The organism is Rugamonas aquatica, from assembly GCF_009380215.1.
GTDB classification, from domain to species: Bacteria; Pseudomonadota; Gammaproteobacteria; order Burkholderiales; family Burkholderiaceae_D; genus Rugamonas; species Rugamonas aquatica_B.
On record NZ_WHUG01000003.1, the window covers coordinates 132,676 to 157,401 of the forward strand.

Below are 24,726 nucleotides of genomic sequence, written 5' to 3' on the forward strand. Positions count from 1 at the left end.
GGCAGCTATGAGCGACGTACAAACCTGGATCAAAGAAACCGTGACCAACACCCCTGTGGTGCTGTTCATGAAGGGCACCGCCCAGTTCCCGCAATGCGGCTTTTCCGGCCGCGCCATCCAGATCCTGAAAGCTTGCGGCGTTGAGAACATTGCAACCGTGAACGTTCTGGAAGATCCGGAAGTCCGCCAGGGCATCAAGGATTACTCGAACTGGCCTACCATCCCTCAGCTCTACGTCAAGGGCGAGTTCATCGGCGGTTCGGACATCATGAACGAGATGTTCGAGTCGGGCGAACTGAAGGCCTTGCTGGATGCCTGATCGGCCGCAGCGGATCATTATCGCCATCACCGGCGCCACAGGCGCGGTGTATGGCGTACGTCTGCTGCAACAGTTGCAACATACCGCAGGCGTTGAGACGCATCTGATCGTCTCCGACGCCGCGGTCCTCACGCTGCACCAGGAAACCGGCCTGCAGCGGCGCGAAGTCGAAGCGCTGGCCCACGTGGTGCACAAGGTGCGCGACGTCGGCGCTTCGATCGCCAGCGGTTCTTTCCAGTCGGATGGGATGATCGTCGCGCCTTGCTCGATGAAGACGCTGGCTTCCGTGGCGCACGGCCTGTCGGACAACCTGATCGCGCGCGCGGCCGACGTGGTGCTCAAGGAGCGCCGCCGGCTGGTGCTGATGGTGAGGGAAACGCCGTTCAACCTGGCGCACTTGCGCAATATGACGGCGGTGACGGAAATGGGCGGGATCATCTTCCCGCCGCTGCCCAGCTTTTATCACAACCCGCAAAGCATTGCAGAGATGGTCGACCACACGGTCGGCCGGGTCATCGATTTGTTCGGCATCGAGCATGCGTTGGCCCCGCGCTGGAACGGCATGAAGCCCGTCAGCGTATCCAACTAAGTCCAGCCGTACTGCGCCCGCTACTTCAGCCTAGCGTTTATCGAACTGCGATCCGCTAGCCTTTTTCAAATCCCGTGCTTCCTCGACCATGCGGCGGTGGGCAATGCGCTTGCGCATTACTTCGGCGTGCTGGGCGGCGGTCATCGGGGGGGCGGTCATCAAATCTTTTAGCTGCGCGACGTTGCTGTAGTTACTTTTCATAAGACGGCTCAAAAGCTGGACTCCCGAAGTAAATGCTGCGCATCAGCGGTGCTGACCACCTATTGTGCCTCAAATCCATGTCGAAACTATGACAATTCGTAAAGCCTGTGAAAATAAAAAGGGCGCCCCCTGAGGAGCGCCCTTTCCGAACAAAAACTGGTTGAAGCGTGAAACTAGTTTCACATGGAAACACCTGAAACTTCAGCCACAAACGGTAAAAATAACTCCGTAGTAGTACGCAAAATGACTACTTTTGGTAGTTAATTCGCACCAGCATGCGGATAAATTCCCGTGCAATCTGGCGATGATGTTCGTCCAGGCGTTGCAAATCGGCGATTAACTTGACGTCGGCCGACTCGAAGCGCGACAGACCGTTGCCGCCTTCACCGGCCGGCGCATCGGCTTCGGCGCCGCCAAAGCGCAGCCATTCTGCCGGCACGCCCAGCCACTGGGCGATCATGCGCAGCTTTTCCTGGGTCGGAATCGCCTCGCCTACCAGCCACTTGCGGGCGGCGTGGACGGTGATGGGACGGCCATCGAAGCGGATATTGAATTCCCGCGCCAATCGAGTCGGGCTGTCGGGGGAGTAGTGGGCGTTTTTGAGAGCCTGTTGCAAGCGCTGGCTAAAGCTTTCGCGTTCATTAGAAGAATTCATAATTGCACTATTTCACGTTGCGTCATGAAAGTCAGTCTCTTGTTTTTAAGACTTGATTGTGACGTGATGGGATTTTTTAATTAACACTTTATCCTCTGTAAGTGCAAGCGCGTGCTACCAGCCGCGCCGAACTTTATTCGGTTCTCCGCCGCCAAACGAAGCCAGGACTGAGCGCCGTTTCTAGCGGAAATAGTGAAGTTATTACAATAACACTACTGCTAGTTTACGGCCAGACTTTCAGCGTTACTTGAGGCGGAAGCGTATGATGCCGTCGGCCCCTGTTTCACGGCGCACGATACCGTCGTGCCACAATTTGTGCAGGTGGGCCAGCGCCTCGCCCAGCGCAAAGCCAAGCTGGTGGGCGTCCAGCGGCCGTTTGAACATCAGCGGCACGATGTCGGCCGCCGACTGCCAGTCGCCACAGGCGTCGACCACCTCGGCCAGCCGCTCGGCATGGTGCTGTTGCAATTGTGCAATACGGGTGTGCAGTCCGCGGAATGGTTTGCCGTGCGACGGCAGGACCAATACATCATTCGGCAAGTCAACAAACTTGGCCAATGAATCCAGATACAGCGTCAAAGGGTTGGATTCCGGTTCGACGGCGAAAACCGACACATTCGTGGAGATGCGCGGCAACACCATATCGCCGGCGATCAGCACATTGAGCGCCGCGCAATACAGCGACGCATGCTCGGGAGCATGGCCGAAGCCGGTGATGACCTGCCATTGATGGTCGCCAATGACGACCAACTGTCCATCCTGGATGCGGGTGTAGGCCGTTGGTACCGACGGTACCAGTGTCGGATAGTAATTTTTCCGGCCTGCCATCTTTTCCAGCATTTCAGGATCGCGCAGGCCGTGGCGCTGGAAATGCGGCAGCGCCGCCGGGCCGTCCACGCCCGGCAGGGCGGCCGACATCATGCGCGCGAACGCGTACTCGCCGGTGGTGGTCCACAGCGGCGCGTCCCAGCGGCGGCACAGCCAGTCGGCCAGGCCGATGTGGTCGGGATGGCAATGGGTGGCGAACACGCGCCGCAGCGGCAGGCCGTCCAGGCCGTTCTCGAAAACGGTTTCCCAGGCGGCGCGGGTGGCGTCGCCCGCCACGCCGCAGTCGACCGCGCTCCAGCCGTCGCCGTCGCGCAGCAGCCAGAGGTTGATATGATCCAGCGCAAACGGCAGCGGCATGCGCAGCCAGCGCAGGCCCGGGACGATCTCGTGCACGGCGCCGGCGGCCGGGATGGTGTCGCCCAGCGGGTAGTCCAGTTGCGATTCGAGCAGGTTCATATTTGTTCTCTCCGATGGGCAGGCGCGCTACAATGTGATTGACGTTGACGTAAACGGAAATTGTACGACTTTACCGCACACCCTGAGATGCCCAACACCTACACCATTACCGAACTGGCCCGTGAATTCGACATCACGGCGCGCGCGATCCGCTTTTACGAAGACCAAGGCTTGCTGAGCCCGTCCCGCGAAGGCGCGGGCGGCCGCAACCGAGTCTACACGCCGCGCGACCGCACCCGCCTCAAGCTGACCCTGCGCGGCAAGCGCCTGGGGCTGTCGCTGTCGGAAATCAAGAGCCTGGTCGACATGTACGAATCGCCGAAAGACACCAGCGCCCAGATGAACCGCTTCCTCGGCGTGCTGGCCCAGCACCGCGAGACGCTGGAACAGCAGCGCGAGGATATCGAAATGTCGCTGGCCGAGATCACCGCCCACGAAGACGAGTGCAAGCGCCTGCTGGCGGCCATCGGCGAAGGCGTCTGATTCCGGCTTACTTTACGTTTACGTTAACGTCACACCCGCGTATTATTGACGCTTCAATCAAAACACAAGAATGAGGACGACATGCTCCATCTCCCAGGCCTGACCTTTGACCACGGCGAAGACATCGCCGCCCTGCGCGAAGCCGTGCAACAGTTCGCCGCCGCGGAAATCGCCCCGCGCGCCGCCGAAATCGACCGCAGCGACCAGTTCCCGATGGATCTGTGGCGCAAGATGGGCGATCTGGGCGTGCTCGGCATCACCGTCGGCGAAGAATACGGCGGCGCCAACATGGGCTATCTGGCCCACATCGTCGCGATGGAAGAAATCTCGCGCGCGTCGGCCTCGGTCGGCCTGTCGTACGGCGCCCACTCGAATCTGTGCGTCAACCAGATCAAGCGCAACGGCACCGAAGAGCAAAAACAAAAATACCTGCCAAAACTGATCTCCGGCGAACACGTCGGCGCACTGGCGATGTCCGAGCCGAATGCCGGTTCCGACGTGGTCAGCATGAAGCTGCGCGCCGATTTCAAGGGCGACCGCTGGGTGCTGAACGGCACCAAGATGTGGATCACCAACGGCCCCGACGCCGACGTGCTGGTGGTCTATGCCAAGAACGACCTGGAAGCCGGCCCGAAAGGCATGACCGCCTTCCTGATCGAAAAAGGTTTCAAAGGCTTCTCCGTGGCCCAGAAGCTCGACAAGCTGGGCATGCGCGGCTCCCACACCGGCGAGCTGGTGTTCGAAGATTGCGAAGTGCCGGCCGAGAACGTGCTGGGCGGCCTGGGCAAGGGCGTCAACGTGCTGATGTCCGGCCTGGACTTCGAGCGCACCGTGCTGTCCGGCGGTCCGCTGGGCATCATGCAGGCTTGCATGGACGCTGTGGTGCCTTACATCCACGACCGCAAGCAATTCGGCCAGCCGATCGGCGAGTTCCAGCTGATGCAGGGTAAGATTGCGGACATGTACTCGACCATGATGGCGTGCAAGGCATATGTGTACGCCGTCGGTCAGGCCTGCGACCGGGCCAAAACCCCGGAAGCGGTCCGCCAGTTGCGCAAGGATGCAGCGGGAGCCATTTTGTATAGCGCAGAAAAAGCGACCTGGATGGCCGGCGAGGCGATCCAGACGCTGGGCGGCAACGGCTACATCAACGAGTATCCGGTCGGCCGCCTGTGGCGCGACGCCAAGTTGTATGAAATCGGCGCCGGCACCAGCGAAATCCGCCGCATGCTGATCGGCCGCGAACTGTTCGCGGAAACCAAGTAAGAACCGGTTAGTCGTCGTTCCCGCGAAAGCGGGAACCCATGCTGAGCTGATTTAGCCGGCGTTCTATGGATTCCCGCTTTCGCGGGAACGACGCTCACTAACGGAACTGACATGATCCAGGCTGCATTCCCCAAACTGCTGCGCTCGCAGATTGCGTTCGACATCGCCCGCACCATCCGCGACGGTTTCGACAAGCACTACCGCTTGTTCCGCCAGACCAGCCAGCGGGCCCGGCAGCTGTTCGAGCAGGGCGCCTGGAGCGAATCGCAGCGGGTCGCGCGCGAGCGCATCGGCTTCTACGACCAGCGCGTGCAGGAATGCGTGCACACGCTGGAAGACGAGTACGACCCGGCCGAACTGACCGATGAAGTGTGGCGCGAACTCAAGCTGCACTACATCGGCATGCTGTCCGACCACAAGCAGCCGGAGCTGGCCGAAACCTTCTTCAACTCGGTCTGCTGCAACATCCTGCACCGCAGCTACTTCCACAACGAATTCATCTTCGTGCGCCCGGTGGTGTCCACCGAGTACATCGAGACCGAGGAAATCGCGCCGACCTACCGCGTCTACTACCCCGGCACCGACGGCCTGCACTACACGCTCAAGCGCGTCATCACCAACTTCCAGCTGGCGACCAAGTTCGCCAACCTGACGCGCGACGTGGCGCAGATCGAAGGCCGCTTGCGTACGCTGTTCGGCGGCATCAAGCTGGAGCCCAACCACCAGATCCATGTGCTGTCGAGCCTGTTCTTCCGCAACAAGGGCGCCTACATCGTCGGCAAGGGCATCAACGGCAACAAGGAATACCCGTTCGTCGTGCCCATCCTGCACAACAAACACGGCGAGCTGATCCTCGACACCGTGCTGTTCGACCACGAGCAGATCACGATTTTGTTCTCGTTCACGCGCGCCTACTTCCTGGTCGACATGGAAGTGCCGTCGGCCTACGTGCAGTTCCTGCGCACGCTGCTGCCGCGCAAGCCGCGCAGCGAGATCTACACCATCCTCGGCCTGCAAAAACAGGGCAAGACGCTGTTCTACCGCGACTACCTGCAACACCTCAAGCATTCGTCCGACCTGTTCGACATCGCGCCCGGCATCCGCGGCCTGGTGATGCTGGTGTTCGCGCTGCCGTCCTTCCCGTACGTGTTCAAGGTCATCAAGGATTTCTTCCCGTCGCCCAAGGAAACCACGCGCGCGCTGATCAAGGAAAAATACCTGCTGGTCAAACACCACGACCGCGTCGGTCGCATGGCCGACACGCTGGAATATTCCAACGTCGCCTTCCCGCGCCACCGCTTCAGCGAAGAGCTGATCGCCGAGCTCAAGCACTTCGCGCCATCGCTGCTGGAAGAAGAGGGCGACCAGCTCATCATCAAGCACCTGTACATCGAGCGCCGCATGGTGCCGCTGAACATGTGGCTGACCAACGCCGACCAGGACCACGACGACCTCCAGATCGAACACGGCGTGCTGGAGTACGGTAACGCCATCAAGGAACTGGTGGCGGCCAACATCTTCCCCGGCGATATGCTGTACAAGAATTTCGGCGTCACGCGCCACCAGCGCGTGGTGTTCTACGATTACGACGAAATCGAATACATCACCGACTGCAATTTCCGCGTGATCCCGGAAGCCCGCACGGAAGAAGAAGAAATGGCCTCCGAGCCGTGGTACCCGATCGGCAAGTACGACGTTTTCCCCGAGCAGTTCGGCCGCTTCCTGCTGGGGAACGCCAAGATCCGAAAATATTTTATGAAGCACCACAGCGACCTGTTGACGCAGGCCTGGTGGCAGGCGCGCAAGCAGCGCATCCTCGACGGCTACGTGGAAGACGTGTTCCCGTATCCGCAGCACATCCGTTTTTGCAATCAGCACACCACCCCACCGGCGGCGATCCAGCCGCCATTTATGGAGACCTTAGAAAATGAATGATCCTATCGTAATCGTCGGTGCAGCCCGCACCCCTATGGGCGCCTTCCAGGGCGACTTTTCCAGCAAGGCCGCGCACGACCTGGGCGCCGTTGCGATCCAGGCCGCCGTCGAACGCTCCGGCATCGATGGCAAGCTGGTTGAGCACGTCTACTTCGGCAACTGCCTGATGGCGGGCCAGGGCCAGGCGCCTGCGCGCCAAGCTCTGTTAAAAGCCGGCCTGCCGACTTCGACCGGCGCAGTGACGCTGTCCAAGATGTGCGGCTCGGCCATGCAGGCCGCGATCTTCGCGCACGACCAGCTGGTGGCAGGCAGCGCCGAAGTGGTGATCGCCGGCGGCATGGAATCGATGACCAACGCGCCCTACCTGGTGCCGAAGGCGCGCGGCGGCTACCGCATCGGCCACGGCATGCTGTTCGACCACATGATGTACGACGGCCTGGAAGACGCCTACTCGCGCAACGAGAAAACCGGCGAAGGCCGCTCGATGGGCACCTTCGCCGAAGAGTGCTCGGCCAAGTACGAATTCACCCGCGAAGCGCAGGACAACTTCGCCATCGAATCGGTCAAGCGCGCGCAGGTTGCCACCAAGGAAGGCTACTTCAAGTGGGAAATCGCGCCTGTCACCGTGAGCAGCCGCGCCGGCGACACCGTCATCGACCAGGATGAAGGCCCGCTCAAAGCCAAGGTCGAAAAGATCCCGACGCTGCGCGCAGCGTTCAAGAAAGACGGCACCATCACCGCCGCCTCGTCGTCTTCGATCAACGACGGCGCCGCCGCGCTGGTCATGATGCGCGAATCGACCGCCAAGAAACTGGGCGCCACCATCATCGCCAAGATCCACGGCCACGCCACCTTCGCGCAGGAACCTAACCTGTTCACCACCGCACCGATCGGCGCGGTCGAAAAGCTGTACAAGAAAATCGGCTGGGGCAGCAAGGACGTCGACCTGTTCGAGATCAACGAAGCGTTTGCCGCCGTGCCGATGGCCGCCATGCGCGACCTCGACATCCCGCACGACAAGGTCAACATCCACGGCGGCGCCTGCGCGCTGGGCCACCCGATCGGCGCGTCCGGCGCGCGCATCATCGTCACCCTGATCGGCGCGCTGAAACGCACCGGCGGCAAGAAGGGCGTGGCGGCACTGTGCATCGGCGGCGGCGAAGCGACCGCGATGGCCATCGAACTGGTGTAAGCGGATGGCGACGGCACTGATCATCGGCGCCTCGCGCGGCATCGGTCTGGAACTGGTGCGCCAGTACCTGGCCGACGGCTGGCGCGTGATCGCCACCGCGCGCAAGGCGGAAGACGTGGACACGCTGGCCGCCATGGGCGCAGAAGCCCATGGGCTGGACGTGACCAATGTCGAAGCCGTGGCCGGCCTGGGCTGGAAGCTGGACGGCGAGGAGCTCAACGTGGCCATCCTCAACGCCGGCGTGTACGGCCCGCGCCATGAAGGCTTCCCGCTGCAATCGGACTTTGACAGCGTGATGCACACCAACGTGCTGGCGGCGATGCGGCTGCTGCCCATCATCGCGCCGATGGTGTGCGCGGTGCGCGGCAAGCTGGCGGTGATGTCGTCGAGGATGGGTTCGCTGAGCGAGCGCGGCAATCCCATCGGATCGCTGTACCGCGCCAGCAAGGCGGCGCTGAACTCGGTGCTGATCGACACCGCGCTGACTTTCGGCAAGCAGGGCGCCACCTGCGTCGCCCTGCATCCGGGCTGGGTACGCACGGACATGGGCGGCAGCGAGGCCGATCTGTCGGTGGAAGAAAGCGCGGCCGGCATCCGCGCAACGCTGGCGGCGCTACCCGCGTCCGAGCTGGCGGTGTATCGCGACTACGATGGCACAAGCATCGGCTGGTGATTCAATAACGATAAACGAGACAATATGATACTGAGCGAAGAACACGAAATGATACGCGACGCCCTGCGCACCTTTGCGCGGGAGCGCCTGGCGCCCAACGCGGCCCGCTGGGACAAGGAACATCACTTCCCGAAAGAGGAGTTGAAGGAGCTGGCCGCGCTGGGCGCGTTCGGCGTCGCGGTGCCGGAGGCGCTGGGCGGCGCCGGCATGGATTACGTGTCGCTCGCCTTGGTATTGGAAGAGATCGCGGCCGGTGATGGCGGCACGTCCACCATCATTTCCGTCAACAACTGCCCGGTGTGCAGCATCGCCATGATGTATGCCAACGACAAGCAGAAACAACAGTGGCTGCGTCCGCTGGCACAGGGCGAGATGCTGGGCGCCTTCTGCCTGACCGAGCCGCACACCGGCAGCGACGCCGCCGCCCTGCGCACCACCGCCACGCGCGATGGCGACGAGTATGTCATCAACGGCGTCAAGCAGTTCATCACCAGCGGCAAGTATGCGGACGTGGCCATCGTCATGGCCGTCACCGACAAGGCGGCCGGCAAGAAGGGCATCAGCGCCTTCTGGGTGCCGACCTCGGCGCCGGGCTACATCGTGGCAGGGCTGGAGCAGAAGATGGGCCAGCACTCGTCGGACACGGCGCAAATCTTGTTCGAGAACTGCCGCATTCCGGCGGAGAATTTGATCGGCGAGGAAGGCCAGGGTTACAAGATCGCCTTGTCGGGACTGGAAGGCGGCCGCATCGGCATCGCCTCGCAGGCGGTGGGCATGGCGCGCGCGGCGTATGAGGCGGCGCTGGCGTATGCAAGGGATCGCGAGAGCTTCGGCAAGCCGATCTTCGAACACCAGGCGGTGCAGTTCCGTTTGTCGGACATGGCGACGCAGATCGAAGCGGCGCGCCAGCTGATCCGCCATGCGGCGTCGATGAAGGATGCGGGATTGCCGTGTTTGAAGGAAGCGGCGATGGCCAAGCTGTTCGCCTCCGAGATGGCGGAGAGGGTTTGCTCCGACGCCATCCAGGTGCACGGCGGTTACGGTTACGTGTCCGACTTCCCTGTAGAGCGCATTTACCGCGACGTGCGCGTGTGCCAGATCTACGAAGGCACCAGCGATATCCAGAAACTGCTGATCGCCCGCGCGCTGTAAGATAAGGTTCGCTCCGTCATTCCCGCGTAGGCGGGAATCCATACTGAGCCTGCTACAGCGGTGTTCTATGGGTTCCCGCCTGCGCGGGAACGACGGAGGGTTAGTGCGTCTTTACTTCACCCGGTGAAATCCTCGAACAAATCGCGCCACAATGGATTCGATTTTTGTATCAATTCAATCTTCCAATCGCGGCGCCATTTTTTGATCTGCTTCTCGCGTGTAATCGCGGCCAGGATCTCTGTGTGCTGTTCGTACCAGACCAGGCGTTTGACGGCGTATTCCTTGGTGAAGCCTTCTGCGAGACCTTCACGGTGTTGCCACACACGTTGGATCAAATTTGAAGTCACGCCGACATATAACGTGCCGTAACGGCTGCTGGCGAGGATGTAGACATAGCTTTCTTTGCCCATGATTTTCTCGACTCGACGATTGAGAAAAAATGGTCTCTCACTTTCGCCAAGACTGGGCTGATCTAACACAGATGCCAGGTTCTATGGATTCCCGCCTTCGCGGGAATGACGGACTCACGGCCAACTCGTCATTCCCGCGAAAACGGGAGTCCATACTCAGTCGGCGCTACCCGCCGCCTTCACAACCACTTTTTCGCCAATAGCGTAGAAAGTGCCGCCAGCAATGTAGTGCAAGCTGCGCCATTCCGGGCCGGCGGACTCGAATTCCCAGTGGCCATTGCGGAACACGTGCGCGTCGGCAAAGGCTGCGACCACTTCGCCGATGAACAAGTCATAAGTCTGCTGGTTGTGCGGCTCAGGCACCACTTTGCAGATCAGCCAGCCCGAACAGCCCACCACCAGCGGCGTCTCGTGACCGTCCACGTGAAAGATCTCCACGCCGCATTGCGTCAGCTTGTCCGGCGTATCGGCCAGGCTCTTGCTGCCGACCGCGTAGGTCAAATCGATCTGCGCCATATTCGGCACCTGGATCGCAAAATAGCCGCTCTGCTCGACCAGCCCACGCGTGCTGGTCGCTTTATCCAGCACCACCGTGATCTTCGGCGGCATGAAATCCAGCGCGCACGACCACGCGGCCGCCATCACGTCGGTGACGCCGCCATGTGTGGCCGACACCAGCACCGTCGGGCCATGGTTCAACAAGCGATAGGCTTTTTCCAGTTCGACTGGCAGTACATGCAGGTCCAATTAAATTTTCCCCAGTTGTCGATTGATCGCCTTCACCGAACGCTCGTTGCGTTCGCTGTAGCGGTCGGTCAGGTAATCGGTGCGGCCGCGCAGGAGCAAGGTCATCTTGAACAGCTCCTCCATCACATCCACCACCCGCTCATAATAGCCTGACGGACGCATGCGGCCGTTGTCGTCGAACTCCTTGTAAGCCATCGGCACCGACGACTGATTCGGTATCGTGAACATGCGCATCCAGCGCCGCAGCAGGCGCAGCGTGTTGACCACGTTGAACGACTGCGATCCGCCGCATACCTGCATTACCGCCAGCGTGCGGCCCTGGCTCGGGCGCAGCGCGCCTTGTTCCAGCGGGATCCAGTCGATCTGGTTCTTCATCACCGCCGTGATGGCGCCATGCCGCTCCGGGCTGCACCACACCTGACCCTCGGACCACAGCGACAAGGCACGCAACTCCTGCACCTTGGGATGGTCTTCCGGCACGCTACCCGCCATCGGCAACTTGGTCGGGTCGAAGATTTTCACCTCGGCGCCGAAGTGCTCCAGTATCCGCGCCGCCTCTTCGGTCAGGAAGCGGCTGAACGAACGCTCGCGCAGCGAGCCATACAGCATCAGGATGCGCGGCGGATGATCGAGGTCGCCAACCGGCGCCAGCTTGTCCAGCGTTGGCATCTCCAGCAGCGAGGGATTGATGTTGGGCAGGTCCATATGGTTGTCCTCTCAGCTCAAGCGTACGGCCAATGCCGCCAGCGTCACCAGCAGCACCGGCAAGGTCAGGCAAATGCCGAAGCGGAAGTAATAGCCCCACGATATGCGCACGCCCTTGTTCGCCAGCACATGCAGCCACAGCAGCGTGGCCAGGCTGCCGATGGGCGTGATCTTCGGCCCCAGGTCGCTGCCGATGACGTTGGCGTACACCATGGCCTCGCGCACCACGCCCTGCGCCGTGCTGGCATCGATGGACAGCGCACCGATCAGCACCGTCGGCAGATTGTTCATGATCGACGACAGGATCGCCGTGATGATGCCGGTGCCCATCGCCGCTCCCCACACGCCATGCTGCGCGCAGGCGTTGAGCGCGGCCGTCAGGTAGTCGGTCAATCCGGCATTGCGCAAGCCGTACACCACCAGGTACATGCCCAGCGAGAACACCACGATCTGCCACGGCGCATTGCCGATGACCTCGCGCGTCGAGATGCGATGGCCGCGCGCCGCCACCGCCAGCAACATGACCGCGCCGACGGCGGAAGTGGCGCTGATCGGCACGCCCAGATCCTCCAGCCAGAAGAAGCCGATCAGCAGCAGGCCCAGCACCCACCAGCCGGTGACGAAGGTGGCGCGGTCGTGGATCGCGTCTTCAGGCCGCTTGACCTGCGCCACGTCGTAATCGGCCGGGATGTCGCGGCGGAAGAACCACAGCAGCACCGCCAGCGTGGCCGCCACGGCGACAAAATTCACCGGCACCATCACCGCCGCATAACGCGCGAAGCTGACGTTGAAGTAATCCGCCGACACGATGTTGACTAGGTTGGACACCACCAGCGGCAAGCTGGCCGTGTCGGCGACAAAGCCGGCCGCCATCACGAAGGCCAGCGTGGCCTTGCCGGAAAACTTCAGCTCGCGCAGCATGGCGATGACGATGGGCGTGAGTATCAGCGCCGCGCCGTCATTGGCGAACAACGCCGACACCGCCGCGCCCAGCAACACGAACATCGCGAACAGCAGCTTGCCGCTACCGCGCCCCCAGCGCGCCACGTGCAGCGCGGCCCATTCGAAGAAGCCGGCCTTGTCCAGCAGCAGGCTGATGATGATGATCGCGACAAAGGTGCCGGTGGCGTTCCACACGATATGCCACACCACCGGAATATCGCCGACGTGGATCACGCCGGCCAGCAGCGCCACGCAGGCGCCGGCCACCGCGCTCCAGCCTATGCCCAGGCCGCGCGGCTGCCAGATGACCAGGGTCAGCGTCGCCAGGAAGATCAGGAAGGCGGCCAGCATCAGGCCACGCTCAGGCCGCCGATGCGGTCCAGCTCCAGCTTGAACGCTTGCTTGTCGGCGGCCAGCTGCGCCAACGGCAAGGCCAGGAAGGCCTCGATACGCGCGCGGATGATGCGGTAGGCCAGCTCGAACGCCGTCTCGATTTCTTCTTCAGTGCCGACCACATGGCTGGGATCGTCCACACCCCAATGCGCGCGCAGCACCTGGCCCAGATAGGCGGGACAAGTCTCACCGGCCGCGCTGCCGCAAACAGTGATGACGATATCCGGCGTCGCCGGCAAATCGTTCCACGACTTGCTGTAGTAGCCCTCGGTGGAGATGCCCTTGCGCGCCAGCAGCGCGACCGCGCGCGGATGCAGCGCCCCGGCCGGCTGGCTGCCGGCGCTCAGCGCGCGCCAGCCTTCAGGCGCCAGATGGTTGAAGACACCTTCGCTCAACACCGAGCGGCAGGAATTACCGGTACACAGGAAAAGAACATTCATGGGGTGCATTCGTTGACGCCGCAGGGCAGGCCGCCGCAGCAGTTTTCAGTGAGGAAGCCGATCAGGCCATTCATGGCGCCCACATCGGCCGTGTAGATGACGAAACGCCCATCCTGGCGCGAGCCGACCATGCCCGCATGGCTGAGCTCCTTCAAGTGGAAAGACAGCGACGATGGCGAAATCGCCAGCCGTTCGGCGATTTTGCTGGCGGCCATGCCATCCGGCCCCACCTGCACCAGCAGCCGGAACACGGCCAGCCGGCTTTCCTGGGAGAGCGACGATAACGCCGCCAGAGCTTGTTTAGTATCCATGCAGCCATGCTAGCGTAAACGATTCGATATTTCAAATAATATTGAAATGAATCGGCAATAAAAAAAAGCCCGCATCTCTGCGGGCTTTGTTCCAATGTATTACCAATGCTTTAATCGTTGCCGGGGTCCAGTGCTATCTGCAAAGTGACTCCAGAGTCTCGGACGCCCATGCTATCTGCAAGGTGCCTCCAACGTGTAAATCGACCATCGTATTCGGAATTACAACTCCAGTTTTCGCGTCAACTGCGGTTCGGTCTTACACATATCGAATCGCGGCGCTCATCCTGGAAGTGGGACTGTTTTCCGGGATTCCTCCCGTACAACCTCAACCACGAACGTAGTGTAACACAGTTTTTTGTGCGACGCACAAATTATTTTACTTCTGTAGCTTGGGTGGTCATCGGCGTCGCTGCGCGCTGGGGGCGGTGGCGGCCGACCCGCTCGAACTCCGATATCACCTGCGCGCCGAACAGCAGCAGCGTGGCGCCGATTTCCAGGCTGAACATGACGATGATGGCGGTGGTCATCGAGCCGTACACCACGTTCACCTGCGACAAAGTTGAAAAATACCAAACCAGAATGCGGCGCGCCAGCTCCCACAACAGCGCCGCCGTCACCCCGCCGATCAGCGCGTGCGACAGCGACAGCCGGCCCACCGGCATCACCAGGTAGATCGAGGTCAACACCAGCACCTCGCCGCCCAGGCCCAGCAGGTACAGCAGCGCGCCGGACACGCCGTGCAGCGACCAGCTGTAGCCGAGAAATTGCACGCTCTCCTCGCCCAGCACCTGCAAGCTGCCCGCAACCAGCGTCACCAGCAGCATGCCGACGCCCAGCGACAGGATGTAGCAGTAGGGCATGATGGCCGAGATCAGGAAATGCCGGCGCCGTATCTCGACCCGGTGCTTGAAGATCACGCACATGGCGTTTTCCAGCACCGTGAAGGCCAGCGAGCTGAAGAAGATCATGCTGACCAGCAGCACGCCGCCGATCAAATCGCGGTGATCGAGGAAATGCCCGACCTCGGTGACGATGGGCTTAGCCTGCCCCGGCACCAGCCAGTTCAGATAGCGGCCCAAGGTCGCCAGCAGCTCATCCTGCGCGATGAAGTGCGACAGCGCCACCACCACCAGCATCACCAGCGGCACGATGGACAGCAGCGAGTAATAGGCGACCGCACCCGCCAACAGCAAGCCTTGATTGGCGCGGAAGCCCTTCAGGCATTGCAGCAGGAAGTCCAATGGGTGCGCGCTGACATGCAGCAGCGCCCTGCGGTTAAATAGGTTCATCCGCCCATTGTACGCATGGATCAGCGCGGGTTATGTGCGTCTACGTCCAGATAGCGCCAGTTGGTCAGTTCCACCGGATGACGCCGGTAATGCTTGAGCCACGGCTGCTGCAAGTCGGCGGAGATCGGATGGGTCAGCAACACCCACGGCGTATAGGCGTGGATGAGCTGCGCCATCTCGTTGTACAGCGCGATGCGCTGCGGTGAGTCGCCCATGCTGCGGCTCTGCTCGTAACGCTGGTTGTAGGCAGGCAGGTTGAAGCGGGCGTAGTTGGCGCGGCCGCTGTTGGGGCCGTACAGCAGCTGGTAGAAATTCTCGCCGTCGGGGAAGTCGGCCACCCAGTTAGTTTCGAACATCATCACCGAACCCAGGCGCGAGGCCTTGATGATCTCGGTTTTCTTGTCGCTCTTGAAGACGACGTTGAGGCCGATGGCGTTCAGGTTCTTGCGCCACAACTCGTCCCGCAGGCGGCCGACGGTGGACGATTCGCTGTGCATCACCAAGGTCAGCGGCTTGCCGCCGGGCTGGGTGCGGAAACCGTCGGCGGCCTTGCGGTAGCCGTAGCGGTCCAGCAGCGCATTGGCCAGCGCGGGATCGTAGGCGACCGGACTGCGGTAGCTGGGATCGTAGCCCAGCACGTTCGGCGGCAACGGCGTGACGGCCGGCAGAGCCAGGCCCTTCTTCATCAACGCCACATCCTCGCCGCTGTTGTAGCCCAGCGCGATAGCGCGCCGCAAGGCCACCTTCTCCTTGCTGTAGCCGCCGATCAGCGGATCTTCCATGTTCATCCACATGTAGTAGGTTTGCAGCACGGGGAAGGGCGACAGCACCATGCCCTGCTGTGCCAGCGCCGGTTTCAGCGTGGGCTTGAGGTCGCCGGTCAGCACCATGTCCTTCATCGATTCCGGCAGTTGTTCGAGGAAATCGAATTCGCCGTTCAGGAAGCCCAGCACGCGCGACTGGTATTCCTCGACGATCTTGATCTCGACCTGGTCCAGCAGCGGCAGGCGCCGGCCCTCGAACATCGTCGGCCGGAAATCGCGGTTGGCCAGCAGCGTAATCTGGTCGCTGTGCTTCCACTTGCCCATCAAGAAGGGGCCGCTGCCGACCGGATGGTTGCCGGCCTGCGCGCCGTAGGCTTCGATCACCTCGCGCGCGACCACGCCGGTGGACGGCGTCGCCAGGTAGAACAGGAAGTTGGGATCGGCGGCCTTGAGCCTGATACGCAAGGTGAACTTGTCCAGCGCTTGCAGGCCGGCGATGTTGCTGTCGTAGCTGAAGGCGGTCTTCAACGCCTCGTCGCCGGCGATCTTGCCCTCCAGCAGAAACAGCCACGGCGATTTCAGCAGCGGATCGTACAGGCGCTTCAGGCTGTAGACGTAGTCCTGCGCCGTGACTTGCCGGTGCACGCCCTTGAACGCCGGGTCGGGCGTGAAGTAGACATCCTGCCGCAGATGGAAGGTGTAGCTCAGGCCCTTGTCTTCCACGGTCGGCATGGCGCTCAGCGTGTTGGCTTGCAGCTTGACGGGGCGGGCCAGGTAATCGTAGCGCAGCAGCGGATCGAACAGGTTTTCCAACAGGCTGAGGCTGGCGATGTCGGAAGCCACTGCCGGGTCGAGGCCGGTCTCGCCGGTGCTGAGGAAGGCGTGCAGGACTTTGGGTGCGGAGCCGCTGGCGGCGGGCCGCGTAGCAGCGGCCGGCAACGCGCAGCACACCAGCGCCAGCAGGGCTGCGGCATAACTTTTGGGCATCAGATCCCTTCCACATCGCATACGTAAAGCGGCAGCTTATAACTTTTTTCACCGGCTTACCCGCTATACTTTGCAAATCGCCCACTGCTTTCAGGAAAATCTCTACCCATGTCGCTCAATTACATCTGGTCCGGCTTCTTCCTGGTCGGCTTTGCGGCCGCGCTGGTGCAGTTCCTCCTGACGGGCGACACCGAAATCTTCAAGCGCATCATCGACGGCACCTTCGATTCCGCCAAGGCTTCCGTGATGGACATCGCGCTGCCGCTGGCCGGCGTGATGACGCTGTGGCTGGGCATCATGAATGTCGGCGAGAAAGCCGGCGCCATCGACCTGCTGGCGCGGCTGATCGCACCGTTCTTCTCGCGCATCTTCCCCGGCGTGCCGAAGAGCCATCCGGCCACCGGCCACATGGTGATGAACTTCTCCGCCAACCTGCTGGGCCTGGACAACGCCGCCACCCCGTTCGGCCTGAAGGCCATGGAAAGCCTGCAAACCCTCAACCCCAGCAAGGACGAGCCGACCGACGCGCAGATCATGTTCCTGGTGCTGCACACCTCGGGCCTGACCCTGATCCCGCTGGCGATCATGGCGCAGCGCTCCATCCTGGGCGCGGCCGATCCGTCCGACATCTTCATCCCCTGCATGATCGCGACCTATGTGGCGACTGTGACCGGCATCATCGCCGTCGCCATCCGCCAGCGCATCAACCTGTTCAATGGCGTGGTGCTGAGCTGGCTGGGCGGCATGACGGCCGCCATCGCCGGCATGGTCTTCTACTTCACGCACTACCTGACCAAGCTTGAAATCGAACTGTTCTCCAAGGTCTTCAGCAACCTGGTGCTGATGGTGGTGATCGCCGGCTTCATCATCGGCGCGCTGCGGCGCAAGGTCAACGTGTACGAGGCGTTCATCGAAGGCGCCAAGGGCGGCATCCAGACCTCGATCACCGTGATCCCCTATCTGGTCGGCATGCTGGTGGCGATCAGCGTGATCCGCAACGCCGGCGTATTCACCTATGTCGTGGACGGCTTCAGCTGGCTGTTCGGCCACCTGGGCTTCAACACCGATTTCGTGCCGTCGCTGCCGACCGCGTTGATGAAGCCGCTCAGCGGCAGCGGCGCCAAGGCCATGATGATCGACACCATGCGTACCTACGGCGTGGATTCGTTTGTCGGCCGCCTGGCCTGCGTGTTCAACGGCTCGGCCGACACCACCTTCTACATCGTCGCGCTGTACTTCGGCTCGGTGGGCATACGCAAGACGCGCTACGCGATCTCCTGCGGCCTGATCGCCGACCTGGCCGGCGTGATCGCCGCCATCTTCGTCTCCTACATCTTCTTCCATTGAACAAGGCCGCCATGCTTCGTCGCCTCATCCTCGCCGCGCTGCTTGCCACCGGCACCGCCCACGCCGCCGAACTGCCGGAACCCATCAGCGCCCTGCTGCAGGCGGCGCACATTCCACCGGAAGGCGCCGGCATCGTCGTCATGCGCGGCGACGCCACGCTGGTTTCCCACAACGCCCAGCAAAGCATGCAGCCGGCATCGACCATGAAGCTGTTCACCACGCTGACGGCGCTGGAACAACTGGGGCCGGCCTTCCGCGGCCGCACCGAGTTCCGCACCAGCGCCGACGTGGTCAACGGCATGCTGCAAGGCGACCTGATCCTGCGCGGCGGCGCCGATGTCGACCTGAACGACGACGTGCTGCTGCACATGCTGCAAGCACTGCGCAACCAGGGCATCCAGAAGATCAAGGGCGACGTGATACTCGACCGCCAGCTGTTCCAGCCGGCGCGGCCCGATGTGGGGCAGCCTCCATTCGACGAATATCCATGGGCCTACTACAACGTGATCCCCGATGCGCTGCTGACCGGCACCAATCTGCTGAAGGTGGAAATGCGCTCGACCGGCAGCAAGGTGGGGCTGGTGATGATGCCGGAAATGGACAAGGTCGGCATCCGTTCGGAGATGAAGCTCAGCGATGCGCCATGCGCGTCGTGGGAGCAGGGCTGGCGTTCGCCGGACGCCTCGCGCAACGGCGACAAGATCGACGTGGTGCTGCATGGCAGCTTCCCCAAGAATTGCAGCAAGGCGATCAGCGTCGACGTGCTGGACCACCACGACTACCTGGAACGCCTGCTGCGCGCCACCTGGCGCAAGCTCGGCGGCAGCATCAGCGGCGAGGTGCGCGAAGCCGGCGTGCCAGCGGCCGCGACCGAAACGGCAGCAGCGACGCCGGCCCCGGCCACCCGCCTGCTGGCCGAGCACGTCTCCCGCCCGCTGCCGGAAATCCTCCGCGACATCAACAAACTCTCCGACAACACCCTGGCCCGCACAGTCTTCCTGATGCTGGGCAGCCTGGAAGCCGACCCCGTGCTGGGCAGCCGCCCGCTGCCTCCCGACGGCAGCCTGGCCAGCACCCCGATGCGCGCCGAAAGCGCGATCCGCGCCTGGCTGCAAACCCAGCGCATCGACGCCAACGGCCTGGTGTTCGACAATGGCTCCGGCCTGTCGCGCACCGAGCACGCCACGCCGGCGCAGCTGGCCGGCGTGCTGCAAGCGGGCCTGAAAAGCCTGTGGATGCCCGAGTTCCTGTCCAGCTTGCCGATCGCCGCTACCGACGGCACCATGCGCAAGCGCCTCAAGGACAGCCCGGCCGCCCTGCGCGCGCGCATCAAGACCGGCAGCCTGAAAAGTGTGATCGCCATCGCCGGCTACGTCACCGACGCCAACAACCAGCCCTGCATCGTGGTCGCCATCCTGAACGACGAACACGTCGCCAACGGCGCCGGCCGCACCGTGCTTGATGGCGTGATCGACTGGGTGGCCCGCAGCAAGTAAAGCTGGAATTTTCCACTCAGGAATTCGCGTAGAATGATTTGAACTTAACGCAGCGGGGAACATTGCAAGATGTCCTTAACCGTCACCGAAATACTGGGCCGCTCTCAGGAAGGACAAACCCGTCCTTATATCTGCCGGTGTGACGATGGCGAGGTCTACATCGTCAAGGGACGTTCAGTCCCCCGCTATCAACTGACCGCCGAGTGGATATGTGCGAAGTTATGCACAGAGTTGGGATTACCTATCGCCCAGTACACTATGGCGACAGTCCCCGTCGATATCATCGAAGCTGATTTAACCGGTGCGTACCAAGACCTGGGATCGGGACCGGTATTTGCGTCACATCGTGTGAGCGCAAAAAACTTGATGCGTATGCACATCAAACGCGTGCCGCAAACTCTGCGCCGCGACATCGTCTTGTTTGACTGGTGGGTGCATAACGCAGATCGCAACTTAACGGAGATCGGAGGAAATCCCAATCTGTTATGGAGTGCCGGCGATCCGCCGGCCGTGGTCATGATTGACCATAACCTCGCCTTTGACGCCGAATTCGACCAGGCGGAATTCCTTCGCCTGCATGTGTTTTCCGCCGAAGTACCCGATCTGTTCAGCGATTTCCTCCTGCGCGACACATACCGTACACGCCTCGCCACAGCACTGGAAAACTGGAATGGTATTTGTGATACGCTTCCCGAAGATTGGTACTTTATCGACACCGAAAAGACCATGCCGGCTAACTTCCCATTTGATGACATCAAACGGTTCTTGGACCGCGCCATAACGGATGCCTTTTGGCAGCTGCCACCAACATGAATATCGCCTGCCACTACGCCATCGTTCGCTTTACTCCGTTCATTGAGACGGGAGAGTTCGCCAATGTTGGTCTGGTGATGCTAGCACCTGGAGTGCGCTTCTTCGGATTTAAGCTTTTGGTCAGCCGATACGCTCGCGTGACCAATTTCTTCGAAGGACTCGACCCTAAGGTTTTCAAAGCCTCGATCAGCGACCTGCGCGAGGAGATGGAGCGGCTCGGTTCGATATTGAACCAGACTGGCAGCTACGACAAAGAAGCTCTGCTGCGCATTTGGACCGAACTGATTAAGCCTCGCGAAACCATGTTGCGATTCAGCGAACCCCGCCTGGTCCTGGCGGAGGATTGCAAAACGAAACTGCTGGAGCTTTACGATTACTACGTGGGACATAACTTCGCCAACAAGGAATACCAGGAAAAACTGCTGGAACGCGCCGTCAGTGGATGGTTGCGTGAAGCCGGGCTGCAAAACAAGTTCCATGCGGCGCGCATCGGCAACGATGACTACCATGCACATTTCCCTTTCGTCGCTGGCACAGAAGAGCACCCAGAGAAAATCATCAAACCACTCAACCTCAATTACGCTGATGCGGCGAAAATCATCGACCACGGCGGCCAGTGGCTCTACCGGATAGACTCCCTGAGGAAGCGCGGCCTGCTGCCGCAGCACGTGCTCTTCACCGTCAAAGGACCAGATTCGGACGAAGCTACTCCGCGCAGTCGCGCTAGAAACGAGATTGTTTCCGAGCTAAAAACAAAGGACGTGCTCGTGGTAAATCATGGCAACGCGACACCGATCCTGGAATTTGCGCGCGCCGGCGTCCAGTAGTCACGCTCCCGGCAACCCTTCCTCCACCAGATAATCGATAAACGCCCGCACCTTCAACGCCAGGTGCGGGCCGGGCATGTAGACCGCGTGCACGGTGCCGGCATATGGCTCGTCGAACACCCACTCCGGCAGCACCTGCCGCACCCGCCGCTGCGCCAGCGCCGGACGCGCCGTGAAATCCGGCACCAGGCCGATGCCGCCGCCCGCCTCCACCACCGCCATCAGCGCCGCGCTGTTGTTGATCGTCAGCCGCGACGGCACGCGGACGCTGGCCGTCTCGCTGCCGCGCCGCAAGCTCCAGGCGTCGCCGAAGCGGGCGTAGCCCAAATAGCTGCACTGATGCGCCGGCAATTCCTGCGGCGATTGCGGCTCGCCATGCGTATCCAGATACTGCTGCGTGGCGACCAGCACATAGGTCACCGGCCCCAGCGTGCGCGCCGCCAGCCCCGGCGCCAGTTCGGTCGCGATGCGGATAGCCAGGTCCATGCCTTCCTCGATCAGGTCGATCTTGCGGTCCATCAGCTGCAATTCGACATTCACCTCGGGATAGCGCGCCAGGAAGCCCGGCAGCTTGGGCGCCAGCCACACCTGGCCCAGCACGATGGGCGCGCTGACGCGTATGGTGCCGTTCGGCCGCGCGCTGTAGCTGCCGGCCAGCGCATGCACTTCGCGCGCCGTGCTCACCATGCGCACGCAGGCCGCATGCACCTGCTGCCCCAGCTCGGTCAGCGACAGCGAACGCGTGGTCCGGTGCAGCAGCCGTCCGCCCATGTGCGCCTCCAGCCGCGACACGTGGCGGCTGACCGCCGACGTGGTCAGCCCCAGCTGCCGCGCCGCCGCCGAGAAACCGCCGCTGTCGACCACCTGTGCAAAGATGGCCATCTCCTTCAACATTTCCATCGCATCACTCCGCCGTTGCAGCTACATCAACAATGCTTTGCATTTTAAGCGGATTGTGTATTTTTTGTGCAGCACCGATACTAAAAGCACCACATCACGCAGAGGTCATCATGAAACAACGCATTTTGGGCAGCCAGGGTCTGACGGTATCGGCACAGGGTTTGGGCTGCATGGGCATGAGCAATACCTACGGGCCGGCCGACCAGACAGAGGCGGTCGCCACGCTGCACCGCGCGCTGGAACTGGGCATCAACTTCTTCGACACTGCCGAGCAGTACGGCCCTTACGACAATGAAGCCCTGCTGGGCCGCGCCTTCACCGGCCGCCGCAGCGAGGTCATCCTCGCCACCAAGTTCGGCTTCGATATCCGCGATGGCAAGACCGTCGGCGTGACCAGCGACCCGGCCCATATCCGCGAAAAAGTCGAAGGCTCGCTGCGCCGCCTGAACACCGATTACATCGACCTGCTGTACCAGCACCGCATCGATCCGCTGGTGCCGATCGAGGACGTGGTGGGCGTGATGGCCGACCTGGTGCGCGAGGGCAAGGTGCGCTACCTGGGCTTGTCCGAGGCGGGCGTGGCCAATATCCGCCGCGCTCACGCCGTGCATCCAATCAGCGTGCTGCAAAGCGAGTATTCGCTGTGGGAGCGCAACCTGGAGGCCGACGTGCTGCCGGCGCTGCGCGAACTGGGCATCGGCCTGGTGGCGTTCAGCCCGTTGGGACGGGGTTTCCTGGCCGGTACCGCCAAGCGCGCGGAAGAGTATCCGCCCAGCGATTTCCGCCATCTGGATCCGCGTCTGCAAGGGGAAAACTTTGATCGCAACATGGAAGCGGCCGCCATCGTGCGCGAGTTGGCCGATCATCGCCTGGTGACGCCGGGACAGATCGCGCTGGCCTGGGCCATGCACAAGGGCGACGATATCGTGACCATCCCCGGCACGCGCCGCCGCACTTTCCTGGAGCAGAACGTGGCCGCAGCGGAAATCACGCTGGATGAGACCGAGATGGCGGTGCTGGATAACGCGCTGAAGCAGGTGTCCGGCCTGCGCTACAGCAAGGAGCGCATGGCGATGGTGGACCGCTAGAGTACTCGGATGTAGTCGCGGCGCACCAGCAAGCGGTCGCCGCAGTCGAAGTGCCACCATTCGCTGTTGATGCCGACCCAGCCGGCCTGGAACATGGCATCGCGCAGCAGCTGGCGGTTGGCGATCTGCTGCGTGCTCAGCTCGCCGCGCGCCAGCAGTTCGGCCTCCAGCGCCGGATGCGAGCGTTCAGACAAGTCATCGAAACCGGTGCCCATGTCCAGCTCGCGGCCTTGCGCGTCGAGCAAGGTCAGGTCCAGCGCCATGCCGAAGGAGTGGATCGAGCCACGCGCCGGCTCCGCGATGTAGCCCAGCAGATCCGTGCCTTGCAGCGCCAGCCACAGCTGCTCCTGCACGCGTTGCGGACGCAGCGCATCCAGCACCAGCACCTTGCAATCGGGCCGCCGTTCGGCCAGCCACGCCACCACCCGCTCCAGCGCCGCTGCCGCATTATTGTGCAGCCAGCCGCAATCCAGCGGCGAATACAGATCGCGGCCGACGAAGTTGTCCGGCGTGGCATAGCGCAGGTCGACCGCGATGCCGTCTATGCTGTCGAGACGCCGGAAGTCGCCATGGCCGGCAATTTCTTCACAGGTGATGGTGACAGCCATGCGACGCTCCCGGAGTCTATTCGGTCGGCAGCGTGCCTGGCGCCGGTTGCGGCGGCGGCATCACGGTCGGCGGGATCGCCATCACCGGCACCGGGCTGGTCAGCACATCGAGGATGGCCGCCGATTCCGCATCCGGCACGCCGTCGTACAGCGACTGGCGATACTTCGATTGGAACACCACCATCACATTGCGGGTGGCCTGGTCCAGCTCGCCCGTCTGCGGCACCGCGTAGCCGTGCTGGGCCAGCTTGCGCTGGAACCAGGCTACGTCCGGCAACTGCTGCTGGAACAGCGGCAAACGCGCCGCCACACGGCTGGCCTCCGGCCATGCGACCAGACCGGCGTCGGCCAGCTGCTTCCACGGGAACAGCGGGCCGGGATCCTGCTTGCGCTGCGGTGCGATATCGTTGTGGCCGAGGATGTTTTCCGGCTTGATGTCATGGCGGGCGACGATCTGCTTCAGCAGCAAAATCAGCTGGTCGATCTGCGCCGGCTTGAACGGCGCGTACACGCGGCCCTGCGGCGTTTCGACAAAACCGGGATTGACGATCTCGATGCCGATCGACGCCGAATTGAGCTGGTTGTAGATCTTCCAGCTGCTCAGCCCGGCGTGGTTGGCCTGGCGCGATTCATCCACCAGCGTGTAGAAGAACGGCTGCTCCGTGTCGGTCAGCAGATAGTGGGCGCTGACTTCCTGCTGGGTCAGCGTCTTGATCGAGCGCGGCAGGTCGCTGACGGTGTAGTGCAGGATGATGTACTTGATGCGGTCGCTCTGGCTGCGCGCGCTCAGCGTGGTATCGAGGCGTGGCCCGGCGGGCGGCGGCGGCACGGTGGCGCAGCCGGCCAGCAGGGCGGCGGCGGTGGACAGGGCGGTCAGCGGCAGTAGCTTCATCAGTAGTGGTCTCGGCAA

At 62.2% G+C, this 24,726-nt stretch carries 27 protein-coding genes; 13 read left to right on the forward strand and 14 right to left on the reverse strand.

All coding sequences use genetic code 11. The features are described from left to right. Positions 1-7 precede the first annotated feature (7 nt). Entirely contained in the window at positions 8-319 is a 312-nt protein-coding gene (gene grxD, locus GEV02_RS08580; protein ID WP_008443113.1) for a Grx4 family monothiol glutaredoxin, read from the forward strand. After that, entirely contained in the window at positions 312-908 is a 597-nt protein-coding gene (locus GEV02_RS08585; RefSeq protein WP_008443114.1) for a UbiX family flavin prenyltransferase, read from the forward strand. The genes grxD and GEV02_RS08585 overlap by 8 nt, the downstream gene beginning before the upstream one ends. Positions 909-938: 30 nt before the next feature. Here the strand turns inward: GEV02_RS08585 and GEV02_RS32820 are convergent, their stop codons facing one another. The 3 genes from GEV02_RS32820 to GEV02_RS08595 form a co-directional block, all read right to left on the reverse strand. Then, positions 939-1,109 carry a hypothetical protein gene (locus GEV02_RS32820; RefSeq protein ID WP_008443115.1) on the reverse strand — a complete coding sequence of 57 codons (171 nt, stop codon included), beginning with the start codon at positions 1,107-1,109 and terminating at the stop codon, positions 939-941. A 247-nt stretch (positions 1,110-1,356) separates the two neighbouring features. Then, the gene (locus GEV02_RS08590; RefSeq protein WP_008443116.1) at positions 1,357-1,764 is read right to left on the reverse strand and encodes a hypothetical protein; all 408 of its coding nucleotides are present in this window, start codon (positions 1,762-1,764) and stop codon (positions 1,357-1,359) included. A gap of 243 nt (positions 1,765-2,007) precedes the next feature. Next, positions 2,008-3,048, reverse strand: a complete 1,041-nt coding sequence (locus tag GEV02_RS08595) for an MBL fold metallo-hydrolase (protein WP_152837636.1) — start codon at positions 3,046-3,048, stop codon at positions 2,008-2,010. An 87-nt stretch (positions 3,049-3,135) separates the two neighbouring features. Between GEV02_RS08595 and GEV02_RS08600 the strand changes: the two genes are divergently transcribed. From GEV02_RS08600 to GEV02_RS08625, 6 genes are all read left to right on the forward strand, one after another. Continuing rightward, positions 3,136-3,531 (forward strand): MerR family transcriptional regulator, encoded by a 396-nt coding sequence (locus tag GEV02_RS08600; protein ID WP_152837637.1) that lies wholly within the window; start codon positions 3,136-3,138, stop codon positions 3,529-3,531. 81 nt (positions 3,532-3,612) lie between these two features. After that, positions 3,613-4,797: an isovaleryl-CoA dehydrogenase gene (locus GEV02_RS08605; protein WP_070358794.1), complete on the forward strand. Its 1,185-nt coding sequence runs from the start codon at positions 3,613-3,615 to the stop codon at positions 4,795-4,797. A 111-nt stretch (positions 4,798-4,908) separates the two neighbouring features. Continuing rightward, positions 4,909-6,732 carry a bifunctional isocitrate dehydrogenase kinase/phosphatase gene (aceK, locus tag GEV02_RS08610; protein ID WP_152808152.1) on the forward strand — a complete coding sequence of 608 codons (1,824 nt, stop codon included), beginning with the start codon at positions 4,909-4,911 and terminating at the stop codon, positions 6,730-6,732. Further along, the gene (locus GEV02_RS08615) at positions 6,725-7,924 is read left to right on the forward strand and encodes an acetyl-CoA C-acyltransferase (protein WP_152837638.1); all 1,200 of its coding nucleotides are present in this window, start codon (positions 6,725-6,727) and stop codon (positions 7,922-7,924) included. The genes aceK and GEV02_RS08615 overlap by 8 nt, the downstream gene beginning before the upstream one ends. Before the next feature lie 4 nt (positions 7,925-7,928). After that, complete coding sequence (locus tag GEV02_RS08620) at positions 7,929-8,597, forward strand: SDR family oxidoreductase (RefSeq protein WP_152837639.1); 669 nt, start codon at positions 7,929-7,931, stop codon at positions 8,595-8,597. A gap of 24 nt (positions 8,598-8,621) precedes the next feature. Continuing rightward, a complete protein-coding gene (locus GEV02_RS08625; RefSeq protein ID WP_152837640.1) occupies positions 8,622-9,749 on the forward strand; it encodes an acyl-CoA dehydrogenase family protein in 1,128 nt (375 codons plus the stop codon). Positions 9,750-9,865: 116 nt separating this feature from the next. On the opposite strand, the gene GEV02_RS08630 is transcribed toward GEV02_RS08625, so the two are convergent. From GEV02_RS08630 to GEV02_RS08665, 8 genes are all read right to left on the reverse strand, one after another. Continuing rightward, positions 9,866-10,159 (reverse strand): GIY-YIG nuclease family protein, encoded by a 294-nt coding sequence (locus GEV02_RS08630; protein WP_152837641.1) that lies wholly within the window; start codon positions 10,157-10,159, stop codon positions 9,866-9,868. A 156-nt stretch (positions 10,160-10,315) separates the two neighbouring features. Next, the gene (locus GEV02_RS08635; RefSeq protein ID WP_152837642.1) at positions 10,316-10,906 is read right to left on the reverse strand and encodes a flavin reductase family protein; all 591 of its coding nucleotides are present in this window, start codon (positions 10,904-10,906) and stop codon (positions 10,316-10,318) included. Beyond that, positions 10,907-11,611 (reverse strand): arsenical resistance protein ArsH, encoded by a 705-nt coding sequence (arsH, locus tag GEV02_RS08640; protein WP_152837643.1) that lies wholly within the window; start codon positions 11,609-11,611, stop codon positions 10,907-10,909. It abuts the gene before it with no gap. Between the two features lie 12 nt (positions 11,612-11,623). Beyond that, entirely contained in the window at positions 11,624-12,904 is a 1,281-nt protein-coding gene (locus GEV02_RS08645) for an arsenic transporter (RefSeq protein ID WP_152837644.1), read from the reverse strand. After that, positions 12,904-13,386, reverse strand: a complete 483-nt coding sequence (locus GEV02_RS08650; RefSeq protein WP_152837645.1) for an arsenate reductase ArsC — start codon at positions 13,384-13,386, stop codon at positions 12,904-12,906. The genes GEV02_RS08645 and GEV02_RS08650 overlap by 1 nt, the downstream gene beginning before the upstream one ends. Beyond that, positions 13,383-13,697, reverse strand: coding sequence for an ArsR/SmtB family transcription factor (locus tag GEV02_RS08655; protein WP_008443129.1), 315 nt, complete (start codon positions 13,695-13,697; stop codon positions 13,383-13,385). The genes GEV02_RS08650 and GEV02_RS08655 overlap by 4 nt, the downstream gene beginning before the upstream one ends. A gap of 371 nt (positions 13,698-14,068) precedes the next feature. Then, positions 14,069-14,986 carry a YihY/virulence factor BrkB family protein gene (locus GEV02_RS08660; RefSeq protein ID WP_152837646.1) on the reverse strand — a complete coding sequence of 306 codons (918 nt, stop codon included), beginning with the start codon at positions 14,984-14,986 and terminating at the stop codon, positions 14,069-14,071. Positions 14,987-15,006: 20 nt separating this feature from the next. Continuing rightward, entirely contained in the window at positions 15,007-16,737 is a 1,731-nt protein-coding gene (locus GEV02_RS08665) for an ABC transporter substrate-binding protein (RefSeq protein ID WP_152837647.1), read from the reverse strand. Between the two features lie 108 nt (positions 16,738-16,845). Between GEV02_RS08665 and GEV02_RS08670 the strand changes: the two genes are divergently transcribed. From GEV02_RS08670 to GEV02_RS08685, 4 genes are all read left to right on the forward strand, one after another. Then, positions 16,846-18,084, forward strand: a complete 1,239-nt coding sequence (locus tag GEV02_RS08670) for a nucleoside recognition domain-containing protein (RefSeq protein WP_152837648.1) — start codon at positions 16,846-16,848, stop codon at positions 18,082-18,084. A gap of 11 nt (positions 18,085-18,095) precedes the next feature. Then, positions 18,096-19,580 carry a D-alanyl-D-alanine carboxypeptidase/D-alanyl-D-alanine endopeptidase gene (gene dacB, locus GEV02_RS08675; RefSeq protein WP_152837649.1) on the forward strand — a complete coding sequence of 495 codons (1,485 nt, stop codon included), beginning with the start codon at positions 18,096-18,098 and terminating at the stop codon, positions 19,578-19,580. 69 nt (positions 19,581-19,649) lie between these two features. Further along, a complete protein-coding gene (locus GEV02_RS08680; RefSeq protein ID WP_152837650.1) occupies positions 19,650-20,393 on the forward strand; it encodes a HipA family kinase in 744 nt (247 codons plus the stop codon). Next, entirely contained in the window at positions 20,372-21,220 is an 849-nt protein-coding gene (locus tag GEV02_RS08685; RefSeq protein ID WP_152837651.1) for a DUF3037 domain-containing protein, read from the forward strand. The genes GEV02_RS08680 and GEV02_RS08685 overlap by 22 nt, the downstream gene beginning before the upstream one ends. Here the strand turns inward: GEV02_RS08685 and GEV02_RS08690 are convergent, their stop codons facing one another. Next, positions 21,221-22,120: a LysR family transcriptional regulator gene (locus tag GEV02_RS08690; protein WP_152837652.1), complete on the reverse strand. Its 900-nt coding sequence runs from the start codon at positions 22,118-22,120 to the stop codon at positions 21,221-21,223. 110 nt (positions 22,121-22,230) lie between these two features. On the opposite strand from GEV02_RS08690, the gene GEV02_RS08695 reads away from it, so the two are divergent. Further along, on the forward strand, positions 22,231-23,208 hold the full coding sequence (locus tag GEV02_RS08695) for an aldo/keto reductase (protein ID WP_152837653.1): 978 nt from the start codon (positions 22,231-22,233) through the stop codon (positions 23,206-23,208). Here GEV02_RS08695 and GEV02_RS08700 read toward each other — a convergent pair. Together GEV02_RS08700 and GEV02_RS08705 are read right to left on the reverse strand one after the other, a co-directional pair. After that, positions 23,205-23,816 carry a M15 family metallopeptidase gene (locus tag GEV02_RS08700; RefSeq protein ID WP_152837654.1) on the reverse strand — a complete coding sequence of 204 codons (612 nt, stop codon included), beginning with the start codon at positions 23,814-23,816 and terminating at the stop codon, positions 23,205-23,207. The two genes, GEV02_RS08695 and GEV02_RS08700, sit on opposite strands and share 4 nt — an antisense overlap. Positions 23,817-23,832: 16 nt before the next feature. Beyond that, positions 23,833-24,708, reverse strand: coding sequence for an N-acetylmuramoyl-L-alanine amidase (locus GEV02_RS08705; protein ID WP_152837655.1), 876 nt, complete (start codon positions 24,706-24,708; stop codon positions 23,833-23,835). Positions 24,709-24,726: the final 18 nt, after the last annotated feature.